Raw genomic sequence first — 18,999 nt, 5'->3', positions numbered from 1 at the left:
TGCACTGCGCAGTGGTTGGATAGCGCGATGTGATCAGCCGTTTTCCTCGATCCGGATCCAATCCTCGACAAGGCACTCGATGAACGCATTGCGAGCTTTGGTGTAGCTCGCACTGGCAGGGCCCTGTCGAATTGCGATCTGATGCAGGAGTCGATGGATCCGATCCAACTGAGTGCCCTTTGCAGCCGATGCATGGAGATAGGCATCGACTCGACAAGACGTGCGGACAAGTGTTGCGATCATTGCGGTATCGTCCATAAACATCCCCAGCCGATCTTCCCACAACAGGAACCCTGATAACGCGCCCAAGGCCGTACGGGGCACCATGGGATCGCACGCGAAACGTGAGCTTACACACCAGTCTGCTACGTGAGCACCAGACATCGGGCGCGCCAGCGCAAAGCCCTGCCCCAGATCAGCGCCAAGAATTGTTGCTGCTTCGATCAGACCCGCTGTCTCCAGTCCTTCGACCACCACTTTGACACCGAGGTCGTGGCCGAGCCGGGTCAGCTGGTATATGAAGTACAGCGTCCGCAGCGGCTGCCGCGCTATCTGGGCCACCAGCGTCTGATCGATCTTGATGCGATCAAAGGAGAGGTGGCGCAAGCGGCTCAGCGAGCTGTAGGCTGAGCCAAGATCGTCCTCCGCCAATTGGATCCCTAACGCCTTAAGCGCCAGCAGGCCACTCTCAGCATCGATAGTTTCGTCCATCCACTCCGATTCGAGGAGTTCGAGAACCAACGTCCCGGATGGACAGGGGTGTTGTTCAAGAACCTCGCGGGTAATGTCCACATAGCGCCGATCAAGTAGCGCGCTCGAAGGGAGATTGACAGCGATGCCCAGCGCAAGCCCATCCGTGGCCCACTGTTGGCGCGCGGCAAGTGCTTGGGTTAGCCCCTGTTGATACAGGAACAATAGGTCGTCCGAGCCGAGCGCTGGCAGGAACCATATGGGCAGTATCAGGTGGTCATCTTCGCGGATGCGTGCTAAGGCCTCGACCTCAACCACCTTGCCCATGCGAAGATCGACTACGGGCTGGTATTGCATCACCAGATCGTCGGTTGCTAGTTTGGCGCGCCAATGGTCACGTAGGAGTAACGGAGCTGCCTGGATGCCCTCAGTTTTCGGCAGCAACCGTGTCAAAGCGAGGCCCAGCAGGCTTTGCAAGTGCAACAGGAACGTATGTTGACTTGCGGTGGAAAAGCCGCCCGTGGCTGATGAGTAAAGGGTCAATACACTCTCAGTGGTGCCCTTAGGCAGACGCACGGGAATGGCCGCATTGGATCGAATGCCCAAACCCAACGCCACCCCACGCCACACGGTCATCTCCGGATCGGTAGCGTAGTTGAACGTGCGCTGGATTCCTCCGCTTTGCCAAGCACGACCCATCGCCATGCTGCCCCCGAGACGCTGAGCCTCGGCGCGAATATCTGGATGCTCGCCACGCTCAACCGCTCGCAAACAGCCGATAAAGGCTTCACTGCCGGCCACCGCTTCAAAATGAAATCGGCCATATGCGTCTGGTCGACCGATTGCGCACCCGACGATTTCGTCGAGGGTAAGCAGCGTAGCGGCCACCCGTTGGATAAAATCGGGGTAACAATCGGCTGACCAAGCAATCGCACTGATGCGCAGCAAAACATCGTTGCGGGCGAACTGACCCGCACGCGCTCCCTGCCGCACCGATCGCACGGTTGCCTTGCCATCCACTTTTTTCATGCAGGCAGGTCGGTTTCTGGTTCAGCTGCGCCAAGAATGGGGTGCCGCCATGCGCTATCGACTTCGTGTTCGCGCAGCATCTGAATTAGGCCCCTGATGGACGGACGCACGTAAGCATCTTTCCAAGCCCGCTCGGCCAGCTCTGTGAGTCGCTTGGAAGCGGCAAGCGAGGCATTGTCAAATTGCAGCAAGCTATCGCCCGCCGTATCCGGCGTGCCTTCGATCCGAAGGTAGCGATCATCGAGAATGTGTCGAAGGATATTGTCCGTCAGCTCGCGCTGGGCGGATGCCATCGTTGCATACAAGCGTCCGTTCTTGATCCAGCCCAGCGCGCCCAAACTGCGCTTTTCGCGTGCTAACCTGCGAGGGTTGGCGACATTGGTGCCCAGACTCAGCACGTAAATATCCGACGCTGGTACGTGGCAATAATGGGTGGCCTCGTGCAAGCCGAACATGCCGGGCGAGTTGGCGAAAATCCCCGCATCCACATAGAGCTGGCCGCGCAGATCGGCCAGCGGAAAGTAGGTCGGCGCGGCCGTCGCCGCCATGGCAACTTCGGACATCAGCATGTCCGCATAATACCAATTGCGCGCACTATGCGACGTCTTGATTACCTCCAATCGACCGGTAGACGCATTGATGACAGGTATGACCAGGCGCGTCCTTGCCATGCCCAAGGTGAATTTCTCGCCAATGATCGCGTTCACTGTCTCCGCTATGGTTTCTCCGCGATAGCGAGAGCGAAACATGTAGCGAATGCTGGCCACGTACGCGAGCGGGCGGATAGCGCGCCACCGAGAACCAGGAAAGATTCGTGCGCCGTGTTCGAGAAACCCCGCTTCGATATCGCGTGCCGGCGTGCCGGCAGCAACCGCCATGGCTGCCACGGCCCCGATCGATGATCCGCAGATCAGGTCGAAGGCTTCACCGATCGGCTTGTGCAGGGCACGCTCCAGTTCCCTCAGCAACACGGCCTCATGCAGGCCGAGATAGCCGCCACCCGACAAGGCAAGAATGGTAAATGGCATAGATGCATTTCTGTGTTATCGATACAGCGTTAAAGATCAAAGCCGAAACCTACCAGACCCATGGTTTCGCCGCGATTGGGCTCATGTAGGCCGCCGTTGGAGATGTGACGAATCTGCAGACTGAAATGCTTCCATTGCCATCCGAGTGTGCTTACAAACTGATAGGCACTGCTCAGGGCCTCAGTCCGTCCACGCGTACCCGCTACTTGAAAACTGAAGAACAGTGGGCGGTACCAGTCGCCCTCGCTGCCGTAGTGCAGACGGGCACCCGCGGCGCCGATCCACACATTCTTGGTGACGCCGGGGCTCATGGTGCGATAGCGCCCAATGTCGCGGCCTCTGAGGTATCCGATCGAGACATCGGGCGACAAGGTAAACCGCGTTTCACCTAACGGGAATGAAGGGAAGACCGACTCGATGAAAAATGAATTAGTTCCATGGCTGTCCATGTAGCTGCGACCACCTTGGACTTCCAGATGGGTCTGCGCGAAGACGGAGCCAGAAAGCAACAGACAAGCAAACGCAGCGGTAGCGCAAAGTGTGATACGGGGTGAGAGCATAAAGTAACTCCTTCGATCAGCTCACCATTAGTTGGATGCTTATGAAAATGCCATCGAGGCTGGGTGAGACAGTGCACGGAACAGTCTTTTCAGGTGTTGCTTGATAGAGCAGGCGGGTAGGCTTCAAGCGGTTGCCCGAGCAGGCATGAGAACTGCGATTCAGGACTGCAAATCTCTTGTTCAAAGACTGCACTGAACCGTTGGTTTCGCTGCCATGGTCTGTCCACAAACCTCATGGCACGACAGTCACTGGTATGCGCGTGTGGGCGAATACATCAGTCGACACGGAACCGAGCAGCCAACGAGCAAGGGCTCCTCTCTCGGTGTGTCCAATCACGATGTGATCAATCGCGTACTGCTTGACCTGCCTAAGCAGCACATCACCGGGATTTCCGGGGATCATTTCAAGATCGATCAGTTTGTCGGCGTCTGGCGCGAGTTGCTTCAATTCCGCCATCAGGTCGCCCAGGCGTTGCGCCCCCACATCGGCCATCATCAGCGCGGCGGTGTCCGCGCCACCGCCCGTGATCTGCAGCACCGACACCACCCTGACGTGACCGCCCGAGCAGCGGGCCAGCTCAAGCGCGAAGAGAAAAGCGCGTTGTGCCGTTAATGAGCCATCATACCCAACAAGAATGTTCTTCATGGATTTTCCTCCGTTATTGCAAGCAGTCGAGTGAGAGCATGGAAGTCTTCATACCTCGCATCAAACGTGGAACCCATCCGAGAGTTTTCTGCCTCAATGCCCGCCGGATAGCGCATTCGCTCTTGGTGAAAACGGTGGTTTTGTCAGCCAGATCACCGGCATCAGACCCAGAAAAATCCAGCCGAGGGAATAGAACAGTTCGTTGAAACCGATCTGGTAAGATTGCTGGGTAATCATGCCGTTGATGATATCGGCGCCTGCCTGCGCATTGCCATGCCCCAGTTGATGGATCGCCGACAGGGCCAATGGGTTATAGGGATTAAGGCTTTCCGCCAGCTGGGCGTGATGCAGGACGGCACGCCGATCCCATAGGAAGGTGGTGAGCGAGGCTGCGAAGCTTCCACCCAGCGTGCGCAGGAAGGTCGCCAGCCCCGAGCCTGCGGCAATCTCGTTCTGGTCAAGATCCGATAAAAGGATCACGGTGACCGGCATGAAGAACAATGCCACGCCAAACCCCATCAGGAACTGCATCATGGCGACGTGCGTGAAGTCGACCTCCAGATAGAAACGGGAGCGCAGGAAGCAGGTCGCCCCCATCACCACGAAGGCCACGGTCGCCAACAGGCGCAAATCGAAGCGCATCGCATAGCGGCCCACCAGGAACGTCAGCAGCAGCGGGGCGATACCGAGCGGCGATGCCGCCAAACCGGCCCATGTCGCGGTATAGCCCAGGTTGCGCTGTAACCACTGCGGCAGCAGCAGGTTGATGGAGAAGTAGGCCGAAAAGGAAAGCACCAACGCCAGCGTGCCGAACTTGAAGTTATGGTGACGAAACAGCCGCAAGTCGACGATGGGGTCGCCGTCGGTCAGTTCCCAGATCAAAAAGATCGCCAGACTGATCACGGCGACAATGCAGGTGACGATGACGAACGGCGAGTTGAACCAGTCCTCGTCGTTGCCCTTGTCCAGCATGATCTGCAGGGCGCCCACGCCGATGACCAGCGTGATGAGACCGACATAGTCCATCTTCGGCCGCTCGTTCGGTGCGGGGTAACCCTTCATTTGATTGGCTACCACCATGCTGGCCAGCATGCCGATCGGCACGTTGATGAAGAAGATCCAGGACCACGAATAATTCTCGGTGATCCAGCCGCCGAGGATGGGACCGGCGATCGGTGCCACCACAGCCACCATCGAAAGCAGCGCCAGCGCCATGCCGCGCTTTTGCGGTGGATAGATGCCGATCATCAGGCTCTGCGTGATGGGATACATCGGTCCGGCCACCGCGCCCTGGATGGTTCGGAAAAGGATCAGCATGCCCATGCTGCGAGAGACGCCGCACATGAAGGACGCCAATACGAACAGCAACGTGCACCAGACAAACAGCCTCACCTGACCGAAGCGACGGGTGAGGAATCCCGTCAATGGCAATGAGATCGCCAAACTGACGGCAAAGGAAGTGATCACCCATGTGCTCTGGCTCGAACTGACGCCCAGGTTGCCGGCGATGGTGGGCAACGACACGTTGGCGATGGTGGTATCCAGCACCTGCATGAAGGTGGCCAGCGAAAGCCCCAGCGTGGCGACCACCAGGCTGGTCGGGCGAAACTGGCCGTTCGTCATGGCACGTCAGAAATCCGAGGGATCAGCGAGGAGGGATGATCCCCATTGCATAGAGGACACCCTGCGCCGCTCCCGTCGAGGCCCGCGGTCACGGCGGCTCAGCCCCCAAGGCAACTAACAAAATTGCTTGAGCCAATCATTGAACGTACCCGGATTGCGGCTGGAGTCGTTCTGATTTTTACTGTCTAATACATAGTTGTCAAGGCAAACATTGATTTTGCACGGGTGATGCCCGCCGTTACCATCTGGGCGGACGAAGGCCAACCGGGATTAAGTGATCCATGCCCCTTAAGCACGATGCGTTCTACGCATTCACCGCCGCGCTCCAGCCGACCAAGAAGGCTTGGCACTCGGTAGCCGGTTCGGTGTTGACGGCGTCTGGTCTGTCGATCTCGCTGGCGACGCCCGTCTTGCTGGTCTCGCGTATGGGCGATGGGGTGCCGCAGCACGTGTTGGCAGACCGCATCGGCGTCCATCCAGCAGCGCTCCTGCGGACGCTTGATCAAGCGCAGAGAGTGAACTTGCTGGAGCGGCGTGAGGTCGTGGGAAACCGACGCATCCGAGCAGTCCACCTCCTCCCGGAAGGGTGTCGATTGGCGCAAGTGATGGAGACGGCACTCAAGGCGCTTCGTTGCACCCTGCTCGAAGACATCCCTCGGGAAGACATCGCGACGGCGACCCGAGTTCTTCAGGCCTTCGAAAACCGTGCGAACCTGTTTGCACAGCAGGAACGCACGAATTCCAAGTGATGAAGGAAGCCTTGGAATGGTCGCTTTTGCAGTAATTGGCCCTAAATGAATCAATCACTTAGGGGGTTGCATTGGTGGTGTTTGGCTGACCGTGTGCCAAATCGACTACCGAGCTTATGAGCACAGGCGCGGGTTAATGCGGACTTGACAGGCGACGCGAGGCGTTTACTCGGTTGCGGCCAAGGTCTTGCGAAACCGCGCCAGCGAAATCATGAACAAGATCGATCCGATCACCGCCAGGCTGATCAGCTGTGGCCAAACCACGTCCAAGCCGGCCCCTCGATAGAGAATGCCCTGGGACAACATCACGAAGTGGGTGTTGGGCGCTGCCAGCATCACGAATCGGACGATTTCTGGCATGCTTTCGCGCGGGGTGCTGCCACCGGAGAGCATCTGCAGGGGCAGCAGCACCATCAGCAGCAGCATGCCGAACTGCGGCATCGAACGAGCCAGCGTGGCCAGCAAAATCCCCAACGACGTGGTGGCGAACAGATGCAGGGTCGCACCCACAAAGAACAGCGGCAGCGAGCCTTCGATGGGCACGCCCATCAGGCCGCGTACGACGACATTGAGGGCAAAGGCCGACGCGACCAGCACCACGGCCGCCATCGCCAGCACCTTTGAGGCCATGATCTCGAACGGGGCGACCGGCATCACCAGCAGGTGCTCGAGGGTGCCGTGTTCGCGCTCGCGGATCAGGGCCGCGCCGGTCAGCACGATGGACAGCATGGTGATGTTGTTAATGATCTGCATCACCCCGCCGAACCAGGACTTGTTGAGTTCAGGGTTGAAGCGCGCGCGCAGGGCCAAGTCCACGGGCGGGCTGGACACGGCATGTTCGCGGCGAGCGAACTCGTTGACCTGGTCCAGGACGATTGTCTGGATGTAGCCGCTGCCGGTGAAGGCCTGGCCCATGCGCGTGGCATCCACGCTCAGCTGGATGGCAGGGGAGCGCCGGACCAGCATGTCGCGCTGAAAGTTGGCCGGGATGTACAGGGCGAACGTATCGAGCCCGGCATCCATGCGCGCATCCATCTCGGCCGGGGTGATCCGTGTGGGCGGCATGAAATAAGGCGGACGCAGGGCATCGACGATGCGCTCGGACAGAGGCGAGCGGTCCTCGTCGATGACCGCGATGGGGGCCTTGTGCAGCGTTTCCGGCATCGCCGTGGCGGCGGTGTAGATGGAGAAACTGAATGCGTAGACGATCAACACCAGCATGATGGGGTCGCGCAGCAGGCTGCGCAGCTCCTTCAGGCCCAGGTAGACGATGTTGCGCAAGCGTTGCCGTTTCATCGCTGTTGCTTCCTGAGCAGCACGGCGGCCAGGCCGATCAGGACGGGGATGCTGATCAGCAGCGGCACGAAGGAGGCCCGTAGATCGTGGAATTCCAGCGCCTTGGAGAAGGTGCCGCGAGAGATGGTCACGAAGTGGGTCGTCGGAAAGACATTGCCGATCAAGCGCCCTGCGCCTTCGAGCGAGCTGACCGGATCGATGAGGCCGGAGAACTGCACCGCCGGCAGAATGGTGAGCAGCGACGTGCCGAACAGGGCCGCCACCTGGCTGCGCACGAAGGTGGAAATGAGCAGGCCGAGGGCAGTGGCGCTGAGCACGTAGAGCAGCGCGCCCAGCGCGAGCGCCGCGAAGCTGCCGGTGACCGGCACGTGGAACAACACCACGGCCATCAGCACCAGCAGGAGAAAACTCACCATGGCCAGCACGACGTAGGGAATCTGCTTGCCCAGCAGGAATTCGAGCCGTGTGCTCGGTGTCACGTAGAAGTTGATGATCGAGCCCATCTCCTTCTCGCGCACCACCGAGAGCGCGGCGAGAATGGCCGGGATGAGCATCAGCAGCAGCGGAATCACCGCCGGCACCATCGCCGGCAGGCTGCGCACGTCGGGGTTGTAGCGAAAGCGCGTCTCCACGGTCGCGAGCGGCGCCACGGCGGCCTCGCCGAGCGCCTCGCGCATGCGCTGGCTCACCCAGTACTGGTGGATGCCCTGCACATAGCCGCGCACCGTCTCGGCACGGGTGGGCATGGCCCCGTCGATCCAGGCGCCGACCTGCACCGGCCGGCCGCGCAGCAGATCGCGCCCGAAGCCCGGCGGAATCTCGATGGCCAGGCTGATCTCGCCGGCGCGCATGCGCCGGTCCAGATCGGCGTAGCTGGAGAGCGGCGCATGCTCCTTGAAATACCGGGAACCGGACAGGTTCAGGCTGTAATCGCGGCTGATGCTGGTCTGGTCGTGGTCGAGCACCGCATAGGAAAGGTTCTCCACATCCAGCGTGATGCCGTAACCGAGTACGAGCATCAACAGCAGGCTGCCCAGCACGGCCAGTGTCAGGCGGATCGGGTCGCGCCTGAGCTCCAGCGACTCGCGTAGCGTGAAGCTGAACAGCCGCCGCAGGCTGAAGGCTCGGCGGCTACCGCGCGCCAACCCTGCCGGCACGACGGGCGAGCTCGTCGGGGTGGTTTGCGGGGGCGGCTCCTGCAGGTAGGCAATGAAGGCATCCTCGAGCGTCGGCACGCCACGCGCCGCCACGATGGCCTGAGGCGTGTCGGTGACCAGCACGCGTCCGGCGTGCATGAGGGCGATGCGGTCGCAACGCTCGGCCTCGTTCATGAAGTGGGTGGAGATGAAGATGGTGACGCCATCGCGGCGTGAGAGCTCAATCAGCGCGCGCCAGAAGGCGTCGCGCGCTACCGGGTCTACCCCCGAGGTGGGCTCGTCGAGGATGAGTATCTCCGGGCCATGGATCATCGCCACCGCCAGCGACAGGCGCTGACGGTCCCCCAGCGGCAGCGCGTCGGGCAGCGCATCGAGGATGTCGACCAGGTCGAAACGGTTGGCCATGGCCTGCACGCGGGGTTCGAGGTCCGCCTCCGGCAGGCCGAACAGGCGCGCGTGCAGCACCAGGTTCTGGCGCAGCGTCAGCTCGCTGTAGAGCGAAAAGCTCTGGGTCATGAAGCCGACGCGACGGCGGGTGGCCAGGTCGTGGGGGGCGAGCGGCTTTCCGAACAGCAGCGCCTCGCCCTCGCTCGCGGGGAGCAGCCCGGTGAGCATCTTCATGGTGGTGGTCTTGCCGCAGCCGTTGGAACCCAGGAAGCCGAAAATCTCGCCGCGCCGGATGCGGAAATTCACCCCATCCACCGCGGTGAAGTCGCCGAAGCGCATGGTGAGCCCGCGTGCCTCGATGGCAAGCTCCGTCTCGGCGCCGGCCACCAGCGGCACGATCTCTACCGGCCGGTAGCCGGCGCGTTGCGCTTCTGGAAGCAGCGCGATGAAGGCCTGCTCCAGCGTGGAGCAGCCAGTATGCGTCAGCAGCTCGGCGGGCGTGCCGGTGGCGAGCACGCGCCCCGCGTCCATGGCCGCCAGCCAGTCGAAGCGACCGGCCTCCTCCATGTAGCCGGTAGCCACCAGGACGCTCATGCCCGGTCGCTCGGCGCAAATGCCGTCGATCAACGCCCAGAACTGGCGGCGCGACAGCGGGTCGACGCCGGTGGTGGGCTCGTCGAGGACCAGCAGCTCGGGGTCGTGGATCAGTGCACAGCACAATCCGAGCTTTTGCTTCATGCCGCCCGAGAGCTTGCCGGCCGGGCGGTCTGCAAACGGCGCGAGCCCGGTGGCGGCCAGCAGCGTGCCAATGCGCCGCGCGCGCTCGGCACGGTCATGACCGAACAGGCGGCCAAAGAAGTCCACGTTCTCCATCACGGACAGGGTCGGGTAGAGATTCTTGCCCAGTACTTGCGGCATGTAGGCAATGCGCGGGGACACACGAGCGCGAAAGCGGGCGCTGGCCATGTCGCCGCTGAGCACCTCGATGCGTCCGTCCTGAAGGGCACGCACGCCCGAAACCAGCGCGAGCAGGCTGGACTTGCCGACCCCGTCCGGGCCGATCAGGCCGGCCATCACCCCGGCGGGGATGTCGAGGTCGATGTCCCGAAGCGCCTGCGTCTTGCCGTAGCGCAGCCCGACGCCATGCAGGCGCACCACCGGTGCGGCTGGGGTTGCACCGGTGTTCATTCCGGCAGCTTCACTTGCAATTGCGGCGGCCAAGGCGCTGCGGGGTCGAGCGTGACATAGGCCATCCCAGGCAGACCGGTCTTGACCTGGGACAGGTGCTTCTCCAGCAGTTCCTGGGGAATCTGCGCCCGCACCCGGAACATCAGCTTCTCGCGCTCGACCTGGGTTTCCACCGTCTTCGGTGTGAACTGGGCCACGTCGGCGATGAAGGAGATGCGCGCCGGAATCACATACTGCGGCACCGCATCGAGCACCAATCGCGCCTCGCTGCCCAGGGCGACGCGGCCAACGGCGCGGGTGGGAAGAAAGAAGGTCATGTAGACATCATTCAGGTCCACCAGGTTGAGTACCGGCGCACCCGCGCCCACCACCTCGCCGGGACGGGCCACGATCAACTGCACGCGACCATCGCGCGGGGACTTCAGCAGGCTGTCCTCGATGTCAGTGCGGATGCGGTCTGCCTCCGCCCGCGCCGCCTCTACCGCCGACTCGCTGCCGCGGATTTGGCTACGGGCAACGGCAATCGCGGCGTCGCTGGCCGCCACCTGCGCCCGGGCAGCGGCCAGCGCGGCCGCGGCGGTATCGACCGCTTCGGTTTGGTCGTCGAGTTGCTGCTGCGAGACGAACGCCTGTCGGCGCAGATCGGCGAAACGCTGCGTGCGCTGCTGCGCGGCCGCCAGCTCGGTCTGGCGCTGCACCACCAAAGCCTGTGCGGCGGCCTTTTCGCTGTTGCGCTGGGCGAGCTGGCTGTGTGCCGTGCCCACCGCATCTTCCGCCTGACGCATGAAGGCCTCCGCCTGTCGCAGTTGCGCCTGCAGCGATGCGGTGTCCATGTGTACCAGCACCTGGCCGCGACGGACCAGTTCGCCCTCGCGCACCTTTCGACCACGGCCTGCTGCTGTTCTCCAGCGTCTCGGCCGCAGCGGCCACCTTCTGCGCCTGCATGCTGTGGATCCAGTCGGGCTGGGAGCCGGGCGCCGGGGCGGTGATCCTGGTCGCCGTCGCCAGCTGCTTCTTCGCCGCCATCGACGACCCGCGGCCGCAGCTCAACGCCTTCCTGCAATGGGTGGTGATCGGCAGTGCCTTTGCCCTGATCTACCTGTTCGCGATCCTGCCGCAGGTCCACACGTTCCTGGGCCTTGCCGCGGTGCTCGCGCTGCCGTTGCTGTGGGCCGGCGCGTTCACTGGACGCCCGCAACACACCATGACCGTGCTGCTGTTCACCGCGCAGGCGATCACCGACCTCGGTCTGGCGGAACGCTACACGGCGCACTTCGAGAGCTTCGCCGCAGGCACGCTCAGCGCGATCCTCGGCATGGTCTTCGCCATCGTGTGGACCGCGATCACCAAACCCTTCGGCACCGAACTGATCGCCCGCAGACTGGCCCGCGCGATGTGGCGCGACCTGTCCCTGCTCGGGCACAGCGCGCGCCGCGCAGACCAGGTCGATGCCGCCTCGCGGCTGGTCGACATGACCGGCCAGCTGCTGCCGCGCATGGCGCTGATCAAGGACGAGTCGCTGGCGCGTCTGGATGTCGTTCGCGACCTGCGCATCGGCCTGCGCCTGCTCGACCTGCAGACTCACCGCGATGCCTTGCCACCCTCCATCGCCGAGACAGCGGACGCGGTCGTGCGCGAGGTCGGCAGCCACTTTGACGACTGCGTCGCCGCGGGCCACCCGCTGGAACCATCGGTCGCGTTGCGCAGCCATCTGGACGCGGTGATCCAGGCCATGACCGGCCACCCCGACGCGCCCGTCCGGCACACCACACAGGCTCTGGCCGGCCTTCGCCTGGCGCTGTTCCCGATGTCCTCGACCACGCGCACACAACCACCTGCCGACGTCTTCGCCGACGCTCCCCAACCGAACCTGAGCTGACGCCCATGCCCGGAGAATTCAGCCTGTACGGCGTGTTCGTGCCGACCCTGCTGGCCTTGATGGTGCTGGCATACGTCTTCAAGTCGATGTTGCGCCTGGGGCTCGCGCGGCTCGGCTTCTATCGCATCGTGTGGCATCCCGCCCTTTTCAACAGCGCCCTGTACGTGATCGTGCTGGGCCTGCTGTTCCTGCTCGCCCAACGGATACTGTCGTGAAAAAGATATTCAAATCCCTGGGGCCGATCATGCTGACGCTGGTCGCCGTAGTGATCGCGGCCATCGTGTTGAAGCACCTGTGGCACTACTACCACGACGAGCCATGGACACGCGACGGCCATCTGCGCGCCGATGTCGTGCAGCTGGCGCCCGATGTGTCGGGACTGGTCACCGCGGTCGAGGTCGACGACAACCAGCCGGTTCATCGCGGCCAGCCGCTTTTCGAGATCGATCGGTCCCGCTACGAGCTGGCCCTGAACCAGGCCCGGACGGCGGTGGAGAAGGCCACGGCCAGCCTGCACCAGTTCCAGCGAGAGGCGCTGCGCAATCATGCGTTGAGCGACTTGGTCTCGAAGGAAATCGTGGAAGAGGGACGCTCCAAGGTCGCGGTGGCTCAGGCTGCCCTGGACGAGGCGAAGAACGCGGTGGACCTGGCGCAACTGAACCTGCAGCGCACCACGGTCTACAGCCCGGTCGACGGCTTCGTGAACGACCGCACGGTGCGCGTCGGCGACTACGTGAATACCGGTCATCCCGTGCTGTCGGTAGTCGACAGCCGCTCGTTCCACGTGGACGGCTATTTCGAGGAAACCAAGCTGTCGCGCATCCACATCGGCCAGCCGGTGAAGATCGAGGTCATGGGCGAGTCGCAGTTGCTGCACGGCCACGTACAGAGCATCGCCGCCGGCATCGAGGATCGGGACAGGACACCCGGCTCCAACCTGCTGCCAGACATCAACCCCACCTTCAACTGGGTGCGCCTCGCGCAGCGCGTGCCGGTGCGGATCACGCTCGATGGCGATCCCGGCGACATACGGCTGATCGTCGGGCGCACCGCCACGGTCACCGTATTGCCCGACAACGACGCAACCGCCCGCCCACGGCAGCCGGCCACCCCGGCAGCGCCCGCAGCAACCTACCCGGGCGTGGCGCCGACAACGGCCCGGAGCGCGCCGTGAACACGCGCCGCCTGGGCATGCTGCTGGTCGCGCTGTGCAGCCTTGCCGCCTGCAAGACCGTCGGCCCCGACTACCATCGCCCCGACAGCGCCGTGATCAACCAGCCCGACGCGCAGAAGCCGTTTGTAGACATCGTGCTGGGCACGGCAGTGGATCCAAGCCGCAGCGGACCTGACGCCTGGTGGAAACTCTACGATGATCCACTGCTCAACCAGCTGATCCGGGATGCGTTGCGCAACAACGCCGGTCTGCGCGAAGCCACCGCCAACCTAAGCCTCGCCTCGGACATCTACGACCAGGCCATCAACGCTGGCGGCGTCACCTATGGTGCCGACGCGGAGGCCTTCCGCGGCCTGATTCCCGCCGAAAGCCTGCTCATGTCCAACCAGCTTCCCGTTTCCAACATTGCCAGCGGCAAGCTCAGCGCCAGCTACGAATTCGACCTCTTCGGCAAGCTCAAGCGTGCCAGCGAAGCGGCCAAGGCAGACAGCGAGGCGGTGCAGGACGCGCTGGACATGGCGCGCATCACCGTGGTCGCGCAGGTGGCCGGCAGCTACCTCGAAAGCTGCCACGCCAACCGCGAGATCGCCATCACGCGGCAATCGCTGGCGCTGCAGCAGCTCGGCATGGACGTTGCCCAGCGGCTGTTCGACGCCGGCCGCGGCACCCGCACCGACCTGACCCGGGCCAAGGCCCAGTTCGACCTGCTGAGTGCAAGCCTGCCGCCGCTGATCGCCCAGAAGAAGACCGCCCAGTACGCGCTCGCCGCGCTGCTGGGCCACACGCCCGGCGACCTTCCGCCCGGCGTCGATGCCTGCCAGGAAGCCCCGGCGCTCAAGCAGCCCATCCCGGTGGGCAACGGCATGGTGCTGCTGCAGCGCCGACCGGACGTGCGGGCGGCGGAGCGCCGGCTGGCAGCGGCCACTGCGCGTATCGGCGTGGCGGTGGCCGATCTCTATCCCGACGTCAAACTGGGTGGATCGGTGGGTGCCTCCGGCCTGCTCGGCGACTTCGGCGAAGCGCCGACGCGATCGTGGCAGATCGGCCCGCTGATCTCATGGACCTTCCCGTCCAAAAGAGCCCATGCGCAGGTGCGCGCAACCGAAGCCGGAGCCGATGCGCAGCTGGCTGCCTTCGACCAGACCGTGCTCAACGCCCTGCGCGACACGCAAACCGCACTCACCGGCTACGCGCAACTACTGGATCGCCAGCAGGCATTGCACGAGGCCGCTGCCGAGGCGCGCGAGGCGGCATCCCAGGATCGCCAGCTGTATCGGGGCGGCCGCGCACCTTACCTGACCAGTCTCGACGCCGAACGCACGCTGGTGTCACCTTGTTTTAGGTGCAAATAGTAACGCTTAGCCTCGTCAAGCAACTCTTTGATTTGACGGGGAATAATGTAGGCGCCCGGGAAGCAATCTTCATAAAATCAACAGTTTGCTGTTAGCCTCAGATCTTCTCCACGGAAAGGCCGGAGGTAGGCATGCAGTACTGGCAGGCGCCGTATCTTGGGCTGCGCACCATTCCCAAGGAGCTCAATCAGTTCGAGCTCCATGCCTTCTTCACTTACTCGGCCAAGGAACGGCGCGTCATTCTCGCCAAGCGCGACGCGCTGCACCGGCTGGGCCTGGCGTTGCAGATCGGCTTCATCCGGATGACTGGCAGCGTGCTTGCGGCCGTCAAAGTAGTCCCTGCCGAGCTATGGGCACATCTAGGCAAAACGCTGGAGATCACGACGCCGGATATTGCCTCGCTCCGCTCGCTATATCGCCGCCGGCCGACCTTGTTCGCGCACCAGAACGCCGCCATGGAAACGTTGGGTTTTGGTCGCATGTCCGAACACCAGCGCCGTGCCCTGGTGCGCTACCTGCGTGTCGAGGTGCTGTCCGAGTTCGATCGTCATCGTTTGAAAACACACGTCAAAACGTGGCTGTACGAGCACGGCATCCTCATTGAGGGCGAGCGCCCACTGAAGAGCGCCATCGATGTCGCGCTAAAGCTGGCCGAGGATGAACTCGGCACCGTGCTGCAGAAGGACGCCCCTTTCACTGTCCTCGATGCGTGGGTGCGGGCCTGCGACGAACCCCATCGCTCTGGTCTTTCCTTTCAGGAATGGCTTGCGCAAGCACCACGCCGGCAGTCGCTCCCCCAGATTCGCGAACAGTTCGAGCGGATCCAATACCTGACCCAACTCGGTGTGGCCGCACACCCCATGCCTTCCGTGTCGGATCACATCAAGCGCCATTACGCCCAGGCGATGGCAGATCGGCCACCCGCGGCGAGTAAGCGTATTGCGGCAACGCGCCGGACCATCGAGGTCGCCTGTTACCTGCAGACGGCGCTGTGCACCGCCACGGACCGGGTGCTGGCCATGACGCGCCAACACGTAGCCGATCTTTGGGGCAACGGGATGCGCGCCGTGGTCCAATCCGCCGAGGCGCGTGCGCGCACGCTGACCACCTTTGCGAAGGAAGTCCGCGAGCTGGCCCTCGATCGCTCCCTTCGCGAAGAGGATCTGCGTGCGGCGATTCTGCGTGCGGTGGAACAGGTCGGCGGCGGCAAGAAACTCAGCCGAGCGCACCTGACCCGTGAACAACTCCTCCTCAAAAACAACCGCCACTCGCGCTCGCTGTTGAAAATGCTGTGTGCGCTTCCCTTTGAGAGCGTGGCGCCGCACCCGGTTCGTCAGGCGCTGGACGCCTTGCGCGAGATCTATCTGCAGCGCAAACCAGCACTGCCCGAGGCGATACCGGTTCACCTCGGCAAAGTGTGGGACGACATGCTGGCAAATCCCGACCGGCAACGTGCCCTGCAGGCCTTCGAGGTGGCGACGCTGCTGGCGTTACGCCGTGCCCTGAAGAACGGCAGCGTGTATGTCGCGCACAGTTTCAGCTTCCGCAGTCGCGAAAGCATGCTGATTCCGTCCGCGGAATGGACCAAGAGCAAGACGCATCATTACGCGCGCTTGAAGCTGCCCCGCGACGCGAAGGAATTCACCGGTCCGCTGGTCGAGGAAGTGTCCAAGCAGCTCCAGCACCTGAGTGAAGCCGCGCAGGCTGGCGACGTCACCGTGGACAGAGACGGTGTGCACTTGCCCAAACTCCCGGCGGAGGACGTGCCGGAAGCCGTGATGGTGCTTCGGGATGCCCTGATGGAGCGCATGGGAGCGGAAGAGCTGCCGGGCGTCATGATGGAAGTGGACAGCCACACCCGCTTCAGCTGGACGCTGCTGGGCCGCGAGCCGCGCTCGATCGATGAGTTGCGCTTGGTGTATGCCGGTCTTCTTGCGCACGGCACGGCATTGTCCGCCGCCGATACGGCGCGCATGATGCCGGGCCTCTCCGCGGATGCCGTCAATCAGAGCATGCGTTGGATCGCCCAAGAAAAGCGCTTACGGGAAGCCAATACCGCCGTCTTCGAGTACATGCACAGCCACCCCATTGCCGAATCCTGGGGACGCGCCGATCTGGCGTCCGCGGACATGATGAGTCGTGAAACCGTCAAGAGCAGCCCCCTGGCACGTCGCGACCCGCGCACGAAGAAGAAGTCGATTGGCATCTACACGCACATCCATGACCGCTGGGGCATCTTTCACGACCAGCCCGTCGTGCTCGGCGAACGGCAACAGGGTGTGGCCTTGGAAGGGGTCCTTCGCCAAAGCACGGTCACGATCAACCAATTGGCGGTGGATACGCACGGTCAAACCGAATTCGGCATGTTCTTGGCGAAAAACGGTGGGAAAGGATATGTGCCCACGGCTGCGTGATGCCAGCGCACACAAGCTGTATGTGACCCCGGCGATGACGGTGCCCGAGGGGCTGCGCAGCGTGATCGCCAAGAACCGAGCGCATCCTGAGAAGGTGGAGCCCGTATGGGATGAATGGGTCCGCATGGCGGCCTCCACCCATGTCGGCAAAGCGAGCGCGGTCGACATCCTGTCCCGCTTCGGCTCCGCCGCGGCCGGTGAGCAGTTGTACGACGCGGGCGTCCAGATCGGCCGATTGCTACTCACGCTCTATCTGTGCCGCTGGTTCACGCTACCCGACTTCCGCCGGGAAATCCTGCGCACCCTCAATCACGGGGAACGTGTCCATGTGCTGGAGCATGCGCTGGAAACGGGCAAGGTGCCGCGGCATCAGATGAGCCACAACGCGCGCCTCCGAAGTGTCTCCTCCGCCATCACGCTGTTGAGCAACATCGTCATGGCGTGGACCACGGCGCGCATGCAGCAATCGCTCGCGACCTTGCCCGCCGACATCGCAGCCCTCGCGGTGCCCGAGAACCTGCGCCATATCGCGCCGATCCAGGAGCGTCTCGTGAATTTTCGCGGGCTGTTCCTGTTCCCGGTCGAGCGGTACATGGCGCGGTTGCTGCCCACCCTGCAGCCGGTCAGGCCGGTGCTGCGGAACATGCGTTAACGTCGTTGGAAGCCGCCACGCGTTCGCACGGAATCCCGCATGACCTCCCAACGCAAATCGCCCGCCGAAGCGGCTGCCGGATTAAAGCTGCCACCGGATGTGTCCTTTCACCGCGACCCTTTGCCGGACGGTATCGCCTACGTCTTTCGGCACGCCGAACTGGGGGAGTTGGGACGCCTGCGCGTCACAGGTACCGCGTCCGGCGAAACCTGCGTGGTCACCGACATCGCCGGCGACGAACGGGAGGCGATGTTTGCCCAGCGGCGCGCGATATTGGAACCCCTGTCGCACCAGATCGTGACGGCGCTGGAGTCCATTCGCGGTCCGAGCAGTACGCCACCACCACCCTTGGCGGCAAAGCACTCGCTGCCCGGCGGCACCATCCCCGTCGAAGAAGTGCGTTGCGACCGCTGCGGTGCATGGGTGGCTTTGCTGGTGTTTGCCGAAGGCGCCACCGATCATGGTCGGTTCGAAGACGTCGCGCGGCAGATGTACCCGCACTACGCGGTCACCACGGTGCCGACCTACATCATTGGTCCCGAGCAAGGCAGCACGCCCGCCAATTTCCGAGCCGCCATCCTGAAGGTATGGCCGCAGCGCGAACCGATCACGACGTTGACCCCTGACCAGTTTCGGTCGCGCATCACGCGGCTGCTGACGGGGCATTGCCGATAAGCCGGCGAACAGCTTGCCTTCATGTCCGGCTGATCCACCAAAGAGTGCGCCAGGCTGTCAGGCGTCGCCGGCAGGACGTCTCAACGGCCATGCAGGGAGGCGATGAGGGGGCAGGTAATGGTGCCGCGATGCGAATGACATTGCGCGACCAATCGAGCCAGTACGGTTTCCATGCGCTTGAGGTCTTTCAGGCGTCCCCGCACGTCGGCCAGGTGCTGCGCGGCGAATTGTGCCGCCTCACTGCAATGGGTGCCGTCCTCCAGGGCGAGCAACTGTGCGACTTCGTCGAGGCTGAAGCCCAAACGCTGCGCTGACTTGATGAATTTCACACGAGCGACATCGGTATCACCATAGCGGCGGATGCTGCCATAGGGTTTGTCCGGTTCCGGAAGCAGCCCCTTGCGCTGATAAAACCGGATGGTTTCCAGGTTGACCCCCGCGGCTTTGGCAAACGCACCGATGGTCAGTTGTTCCGATGGCTTCCCCATACCCATTGACTC

The 18,999-nt window shown here is 63.1% G+C and carries 15 protein-coding genes and 1 pseudogene; 7 read left to right on the top strand and 9 right to left on the bottom strand.

What is annotated here, in order from left to right:
- Positions 1 to 33: 33 nt before the first annotated feature.
- The 5 genes from R2APBS1_RS10370 to R2APBS1_RS10350 form a co-directional block, all read right to left on the bottom strand.
- On the bottom strand, positions 34 to 1,719 hold the full coding sequence (locus tag R2APBS1_RS10370) for an EAL domain-containing protein (protein ID WP_015447898.1): 1,686 nt from the start codon (positions 1,717 to 1,719) through the stop codon (positions 34 to 36).
- Positions 1,716 to 2,747 (bottom strand): CBASS cGAMP-activated phospholipase, encoded by a 1,032-nt coding sequence (locus R2APBS1_RS10365; RefSeq protein WP_015447899.1) that lies wholly within the window; start codon positions 2,745 to 2,747, stop codon positions 1,716 to 1,718. The genes R2APBS1_RS10370 and R2APBS1_RS10365 overlap by 4 nt, the downstream gene beginning before the upstream one ends.
- Positions 2,748 to 2,776: 29 nt before the next feature.
- On the bottom strand, positions 2,777 to 3,307 hold the full coding sequence (locus tag R2APBS1_RS10360; RefSeq protein ID WP_015447900.1) for an acyloxyacyl hydrolase: 531 nt from the start codon (positions 3,305 to 3,307) through the stop codon (positions 2,777 to 2,779).
- Between the two features lie 232 nt (positions 3,308 to 3,539).
- Entirely contained in the window at positions 3,540 to 3,953 is a 414-nt protein-coding gene (locus R2APBS1_RS10355; protein ID WP_015447901.1) for a universal stress protein, read from the bottom strand.
- Positions 3,954 to 4,046: 93 nt separating this feature from the next.
- Positions 4,047 to 5,576: a DHA2 family efflux MFS transporter permease subunit gene (locus R2APBS1_RS10350; RefSeq protein WP_015447902.1), complete on the bottom strand. Its 1,530-nt coding sequence runs from the start codon at positions 5,574 to 5,576 to the stop codon at positions 4,047 to 4,049.
- Between the two features lie 281 nt (positions 5,577 to 5,857).
- On the opposite strand from R2APBS1_RS10350, the gene R2APBS1_RS10345 reads away from it, so the two are divergent.
- Positions 5,858 to 6,325 carry a MarR family winged helix-turn-helix transcriptional regulator gene (locus R2APBS1_RS10345; protein WP_015447903.1) on the top strand — a complete coding sequence of 156 codons (468 nt, stop codon included), beginning with the start codon at positions 5,858 to 5,860 and terminating at the stop codon, positions 6,323 to 6,325.
- Positions 6,326 to 6,490: 165 nt separating this feature from the next.
- Here the strand turns inward: R2APBS1_RS10345 and R2APBS1_RS10340 are convergent, their stop codons facing one another.
- From R2APBS1_RS10340 to R2APBS1_RS10330, 3 genes are read right to left on the bottom strand one after another with little or no spacing between them, the layout of a single operon-like run.
- Positions 6,491 to 7,621: an ABC transporter permease gene (locus tag R2APBS1_RS10340; protein ID WP_015447904.1), complete on the bottom strand. Its 1,131-nt coding sequence runs from the start codon at positions 7,619 to 7,621 to the stop codon at positions 6,491 to 6,493.
- Positions 7,618 to 10,353 carry a ribosome-associated ATPase/putative transporter RbbA gene (rbbA, locus tag R2APBS1_RS10335; protein ID WP_015447905.1) on the bottom strand — a complete coding sequence of 912 codons (2,736 nt, stop codon included), beginning with the start codon at positions 10,351 to 10,353 and terminating at the stop codon, positions 7,618 to 7,620. The genes R2APBS1_RS10340 and rbbA overlap by 4 nt, the downstream gene beginning before the upstream one ends.
- On the bottom strand, positions 10,350 to 11,186 hold the full coding sequence (locus tag R2APBS1_RS10330) for an HlyD family secretion protein (protein ID WP_081602816.1): 837 nt from the start codon (positions 11,184 to 11,186) through the stop codon (positions 10,350 to 10,352). The genes rbbA and R2APBS1_RS10330 overlap by 4 nt, the downstream gene beginning before the upstream one ends.
- Here R2APBS1_RS10330 and R2APBS1_RS10325 point away from each other — a divergent pair.
- The 6 genes and pseudogenes from R2APBS1_RS10325 to R2APBS1_RS10300 all read left to right on the top strand — a co-directional run bounded on the left by R2APBS1_RS10325 (position 11,174) and on the right by R2APBS1_RS10300 (position 18,499).
- Complete coding sequence (locus R2APBS1_RS10325) at positions 11,174 to 12,232, top strand: FUSC family protein (RefSeq protein WP_081602817.1); 1,059 nt, start codon at positions 11,174 to 11,176, stop codon at positions 12,230 to 12,232. The genes R2APBS1_RS10330 and R2APBS1_RS10325 overlap by 13 nt on opposite strands.
- 5 nt (positions 12,233 to 12,237) lie before the next feature.
- Positions 12,238 to 12,447: a DUF1656 domain-containing protein gene (locus tag R2APBS1_RS10320; RefSeq protein WP_015447907.1), complete on the top strand. Its 210-nt coding sequence runs from the start codon at positions 12,238 to 12,240 to the stop codon at positions 12,445 to 12,447.
- Positions 12,444 to 13,406 (top strand): efflux RND transporter periplasmic adaptor subunit, encoded by a 963-nt coding sequence (locus R2APBS1_RS10315; RefSeq protein ID WP_015447908.1) that lies wholly within the window; start codon positions 12,444 to 12,446, stop codon positions 13,404 to 13,406. The genes R2APBS1_RS10320 and R2APBS1_RS10315 overlap by 4 nt, the downstream gene beginning before the upstream one ends.
- Positions 13,403 to 14,758: an efflux transporter outer membrane subunit gene (locus R2APBS1_RS10310; protein ID WP_015447909.1), complete on the top strand. Its 1,356-nt coding sequence runs from the start codon at positions 13,403 to 13,405 to the stop codon at positions 14,756 to 14,758. Before R2APBS1_RS10315 ends, R2APBS1_RS10310 begins: the two co-directional genes overlap by 4 nt.
- Before the next feature lie 131 nt (positions 14,759 to 14,889).
- Positions 14,890 to 17,824: pseudogene (locus R2APBS1_RS10305) on the top strand (Tn3 family transposase).
- A gap of 39 nt (positions 17,825 to 17,863) precedes the next feature.
- Positions 17,864 to 18,499: a hypothetical protein gene (locus R2APBS1_RS10300; protein ID WP_008209284.1), complete on the top strand. Its 636-nt coding sequence runs from the start codon at positions 17,864 to 17,866 to the stop codon at positions 18,497 to 18,499.
- 80 nt (positions 18,500 to 18,579) lie between these two features.
- Here the strand turns inward: R2APBS1_RS10300 and merR are convergent, their stop codons facing one another.
- Entirely contained in the window at positions 18,580 to 18,987 is a 408-nt protein-coding gene (gene merR, locus R2APBS1_RS10295) for a mercury resistance transcriptional regulator MerR (RefSeq protein ID WP_008209286.1), read from the bottom strand.
- Between the last annotated feature and the right edge of the window lie 12 nt (positions 18,988 to 18,999).

The organism is Rhodanobacter denitrificans, from assembly GCF_000230695.2.
Taxonomy (GTDB): Bacteria; Pseudomonadota; Gammaproteobacteria; order Xanthomonadales; family Rhodanobacteraceae; genus Rhodanobacter; species Rhodanobacter denitrificans.
Note: the sequence above shows the minus strand (reverse complement) of the source record. Positions and strands in the feature narration are given on the sequence as shown.

What these genes read in the sequence shown, in the direction of transcription:
- R2APBS1_RS10370 (WP_015447898.1), bottom strand. Translation starts at nt 1,719, where the DNA reads ATGAAAAAAGTGGATGGCAAGGCAACCGTGCGATCGGTGCGGCAGGGA.
- R2APBS1_RS10365 (WP_015447899.1), bottom strand. Translation starts at nt 2,747, where the DNA reads ATGCCATTTACCATTCTTGCCTTGTCGGGTGGCGGCTATCTCGGCCTG.
- R2APBS1_RS10360 (WP_015447900.1), bottom strand. Translation starts at nt 3,307, where the DNA reads ATGCTCTCACCCCGTATCACACTTTGCGCTACCGCTGCGTTTGCTTGT.
- R2APBS1_RS10355 (WP_015447901.1), bottom strand. Translation starts at nt 3,953, where the DNA reads ATGAAGAACATTCTTGTTGGGTATGATGGCTCATTAACGGCACAACGC.
- R2APBS1_RS10350 (WP_015447902.1), bottom strand. Translation starts at nt 5,576, where the DNA reads ATGACGAACGGCCAGTTTCGCCCGACCAGCCTGGTGGTCGCCACGCTG.
- R2APBS1_RS10345 (WP_015447903.1), top strand. Translation starts at nt 5,858, where the DNA reads ATGCCCCTTAAGCACGATGCGTTCTACGCATTCACCGCCGCGCTCCAG.
- R2APBS1_RS10340 (WP_015447904.1), bottom strand. Translation starts at nt 7,621, where the DNA reads ATGAAACGGCAACGCTTGCGCAACATCGTCTACCTGGGCCTGAAGGAG.
- rbbA (WP_015447905.1), bottom strand. Translation starts at nt 10,353, where the DNA reads ATGAACACCGGTGCAACCCCAGCCGCACCGGTGGTGCGCCTGCATGGC.
- R2APBS1_RS10325 (WP_081602817.1), top strand. Translation starts at nt 11,174, where the DNA reads ATGCGGTGTCCATGTGTACCAGCACCTGGCCGCGACGGACCAGTTCGC.
- R2APBS1_RS10330 (WP_081602816.1), bottom strand. Translation starts at nt 11,186, where the DNA reads ATGGACACCGCATCGCTGCAGGCGCAACTGCGACAGGCGGAGGCCTTC.
- R2APBS1_RS10320 (WP_015447907.1), top strand. Translation starts at nt 12,238, where the DNA reads ATGCCCGGAGAATTCAGCCTGTACGGCGTGTTCGTGCCGACCCTGCTG.
- R2APBS1_RS10300 (WP_008209284.1), top strand. Translation starts at nt 17,864, where the DNA reads ATGACCTCCCAACGCAAATCGCCCGCCGAAGCGGCTGCCGGATTAAAG.
- merR (WP_008209286.1), bottom strand. Translation starts at nt 18,987, where the DNA reads ATGGGGAAGCCATCGGAACAACTGACCATCGGTGCGTTTGCCAAAGCC.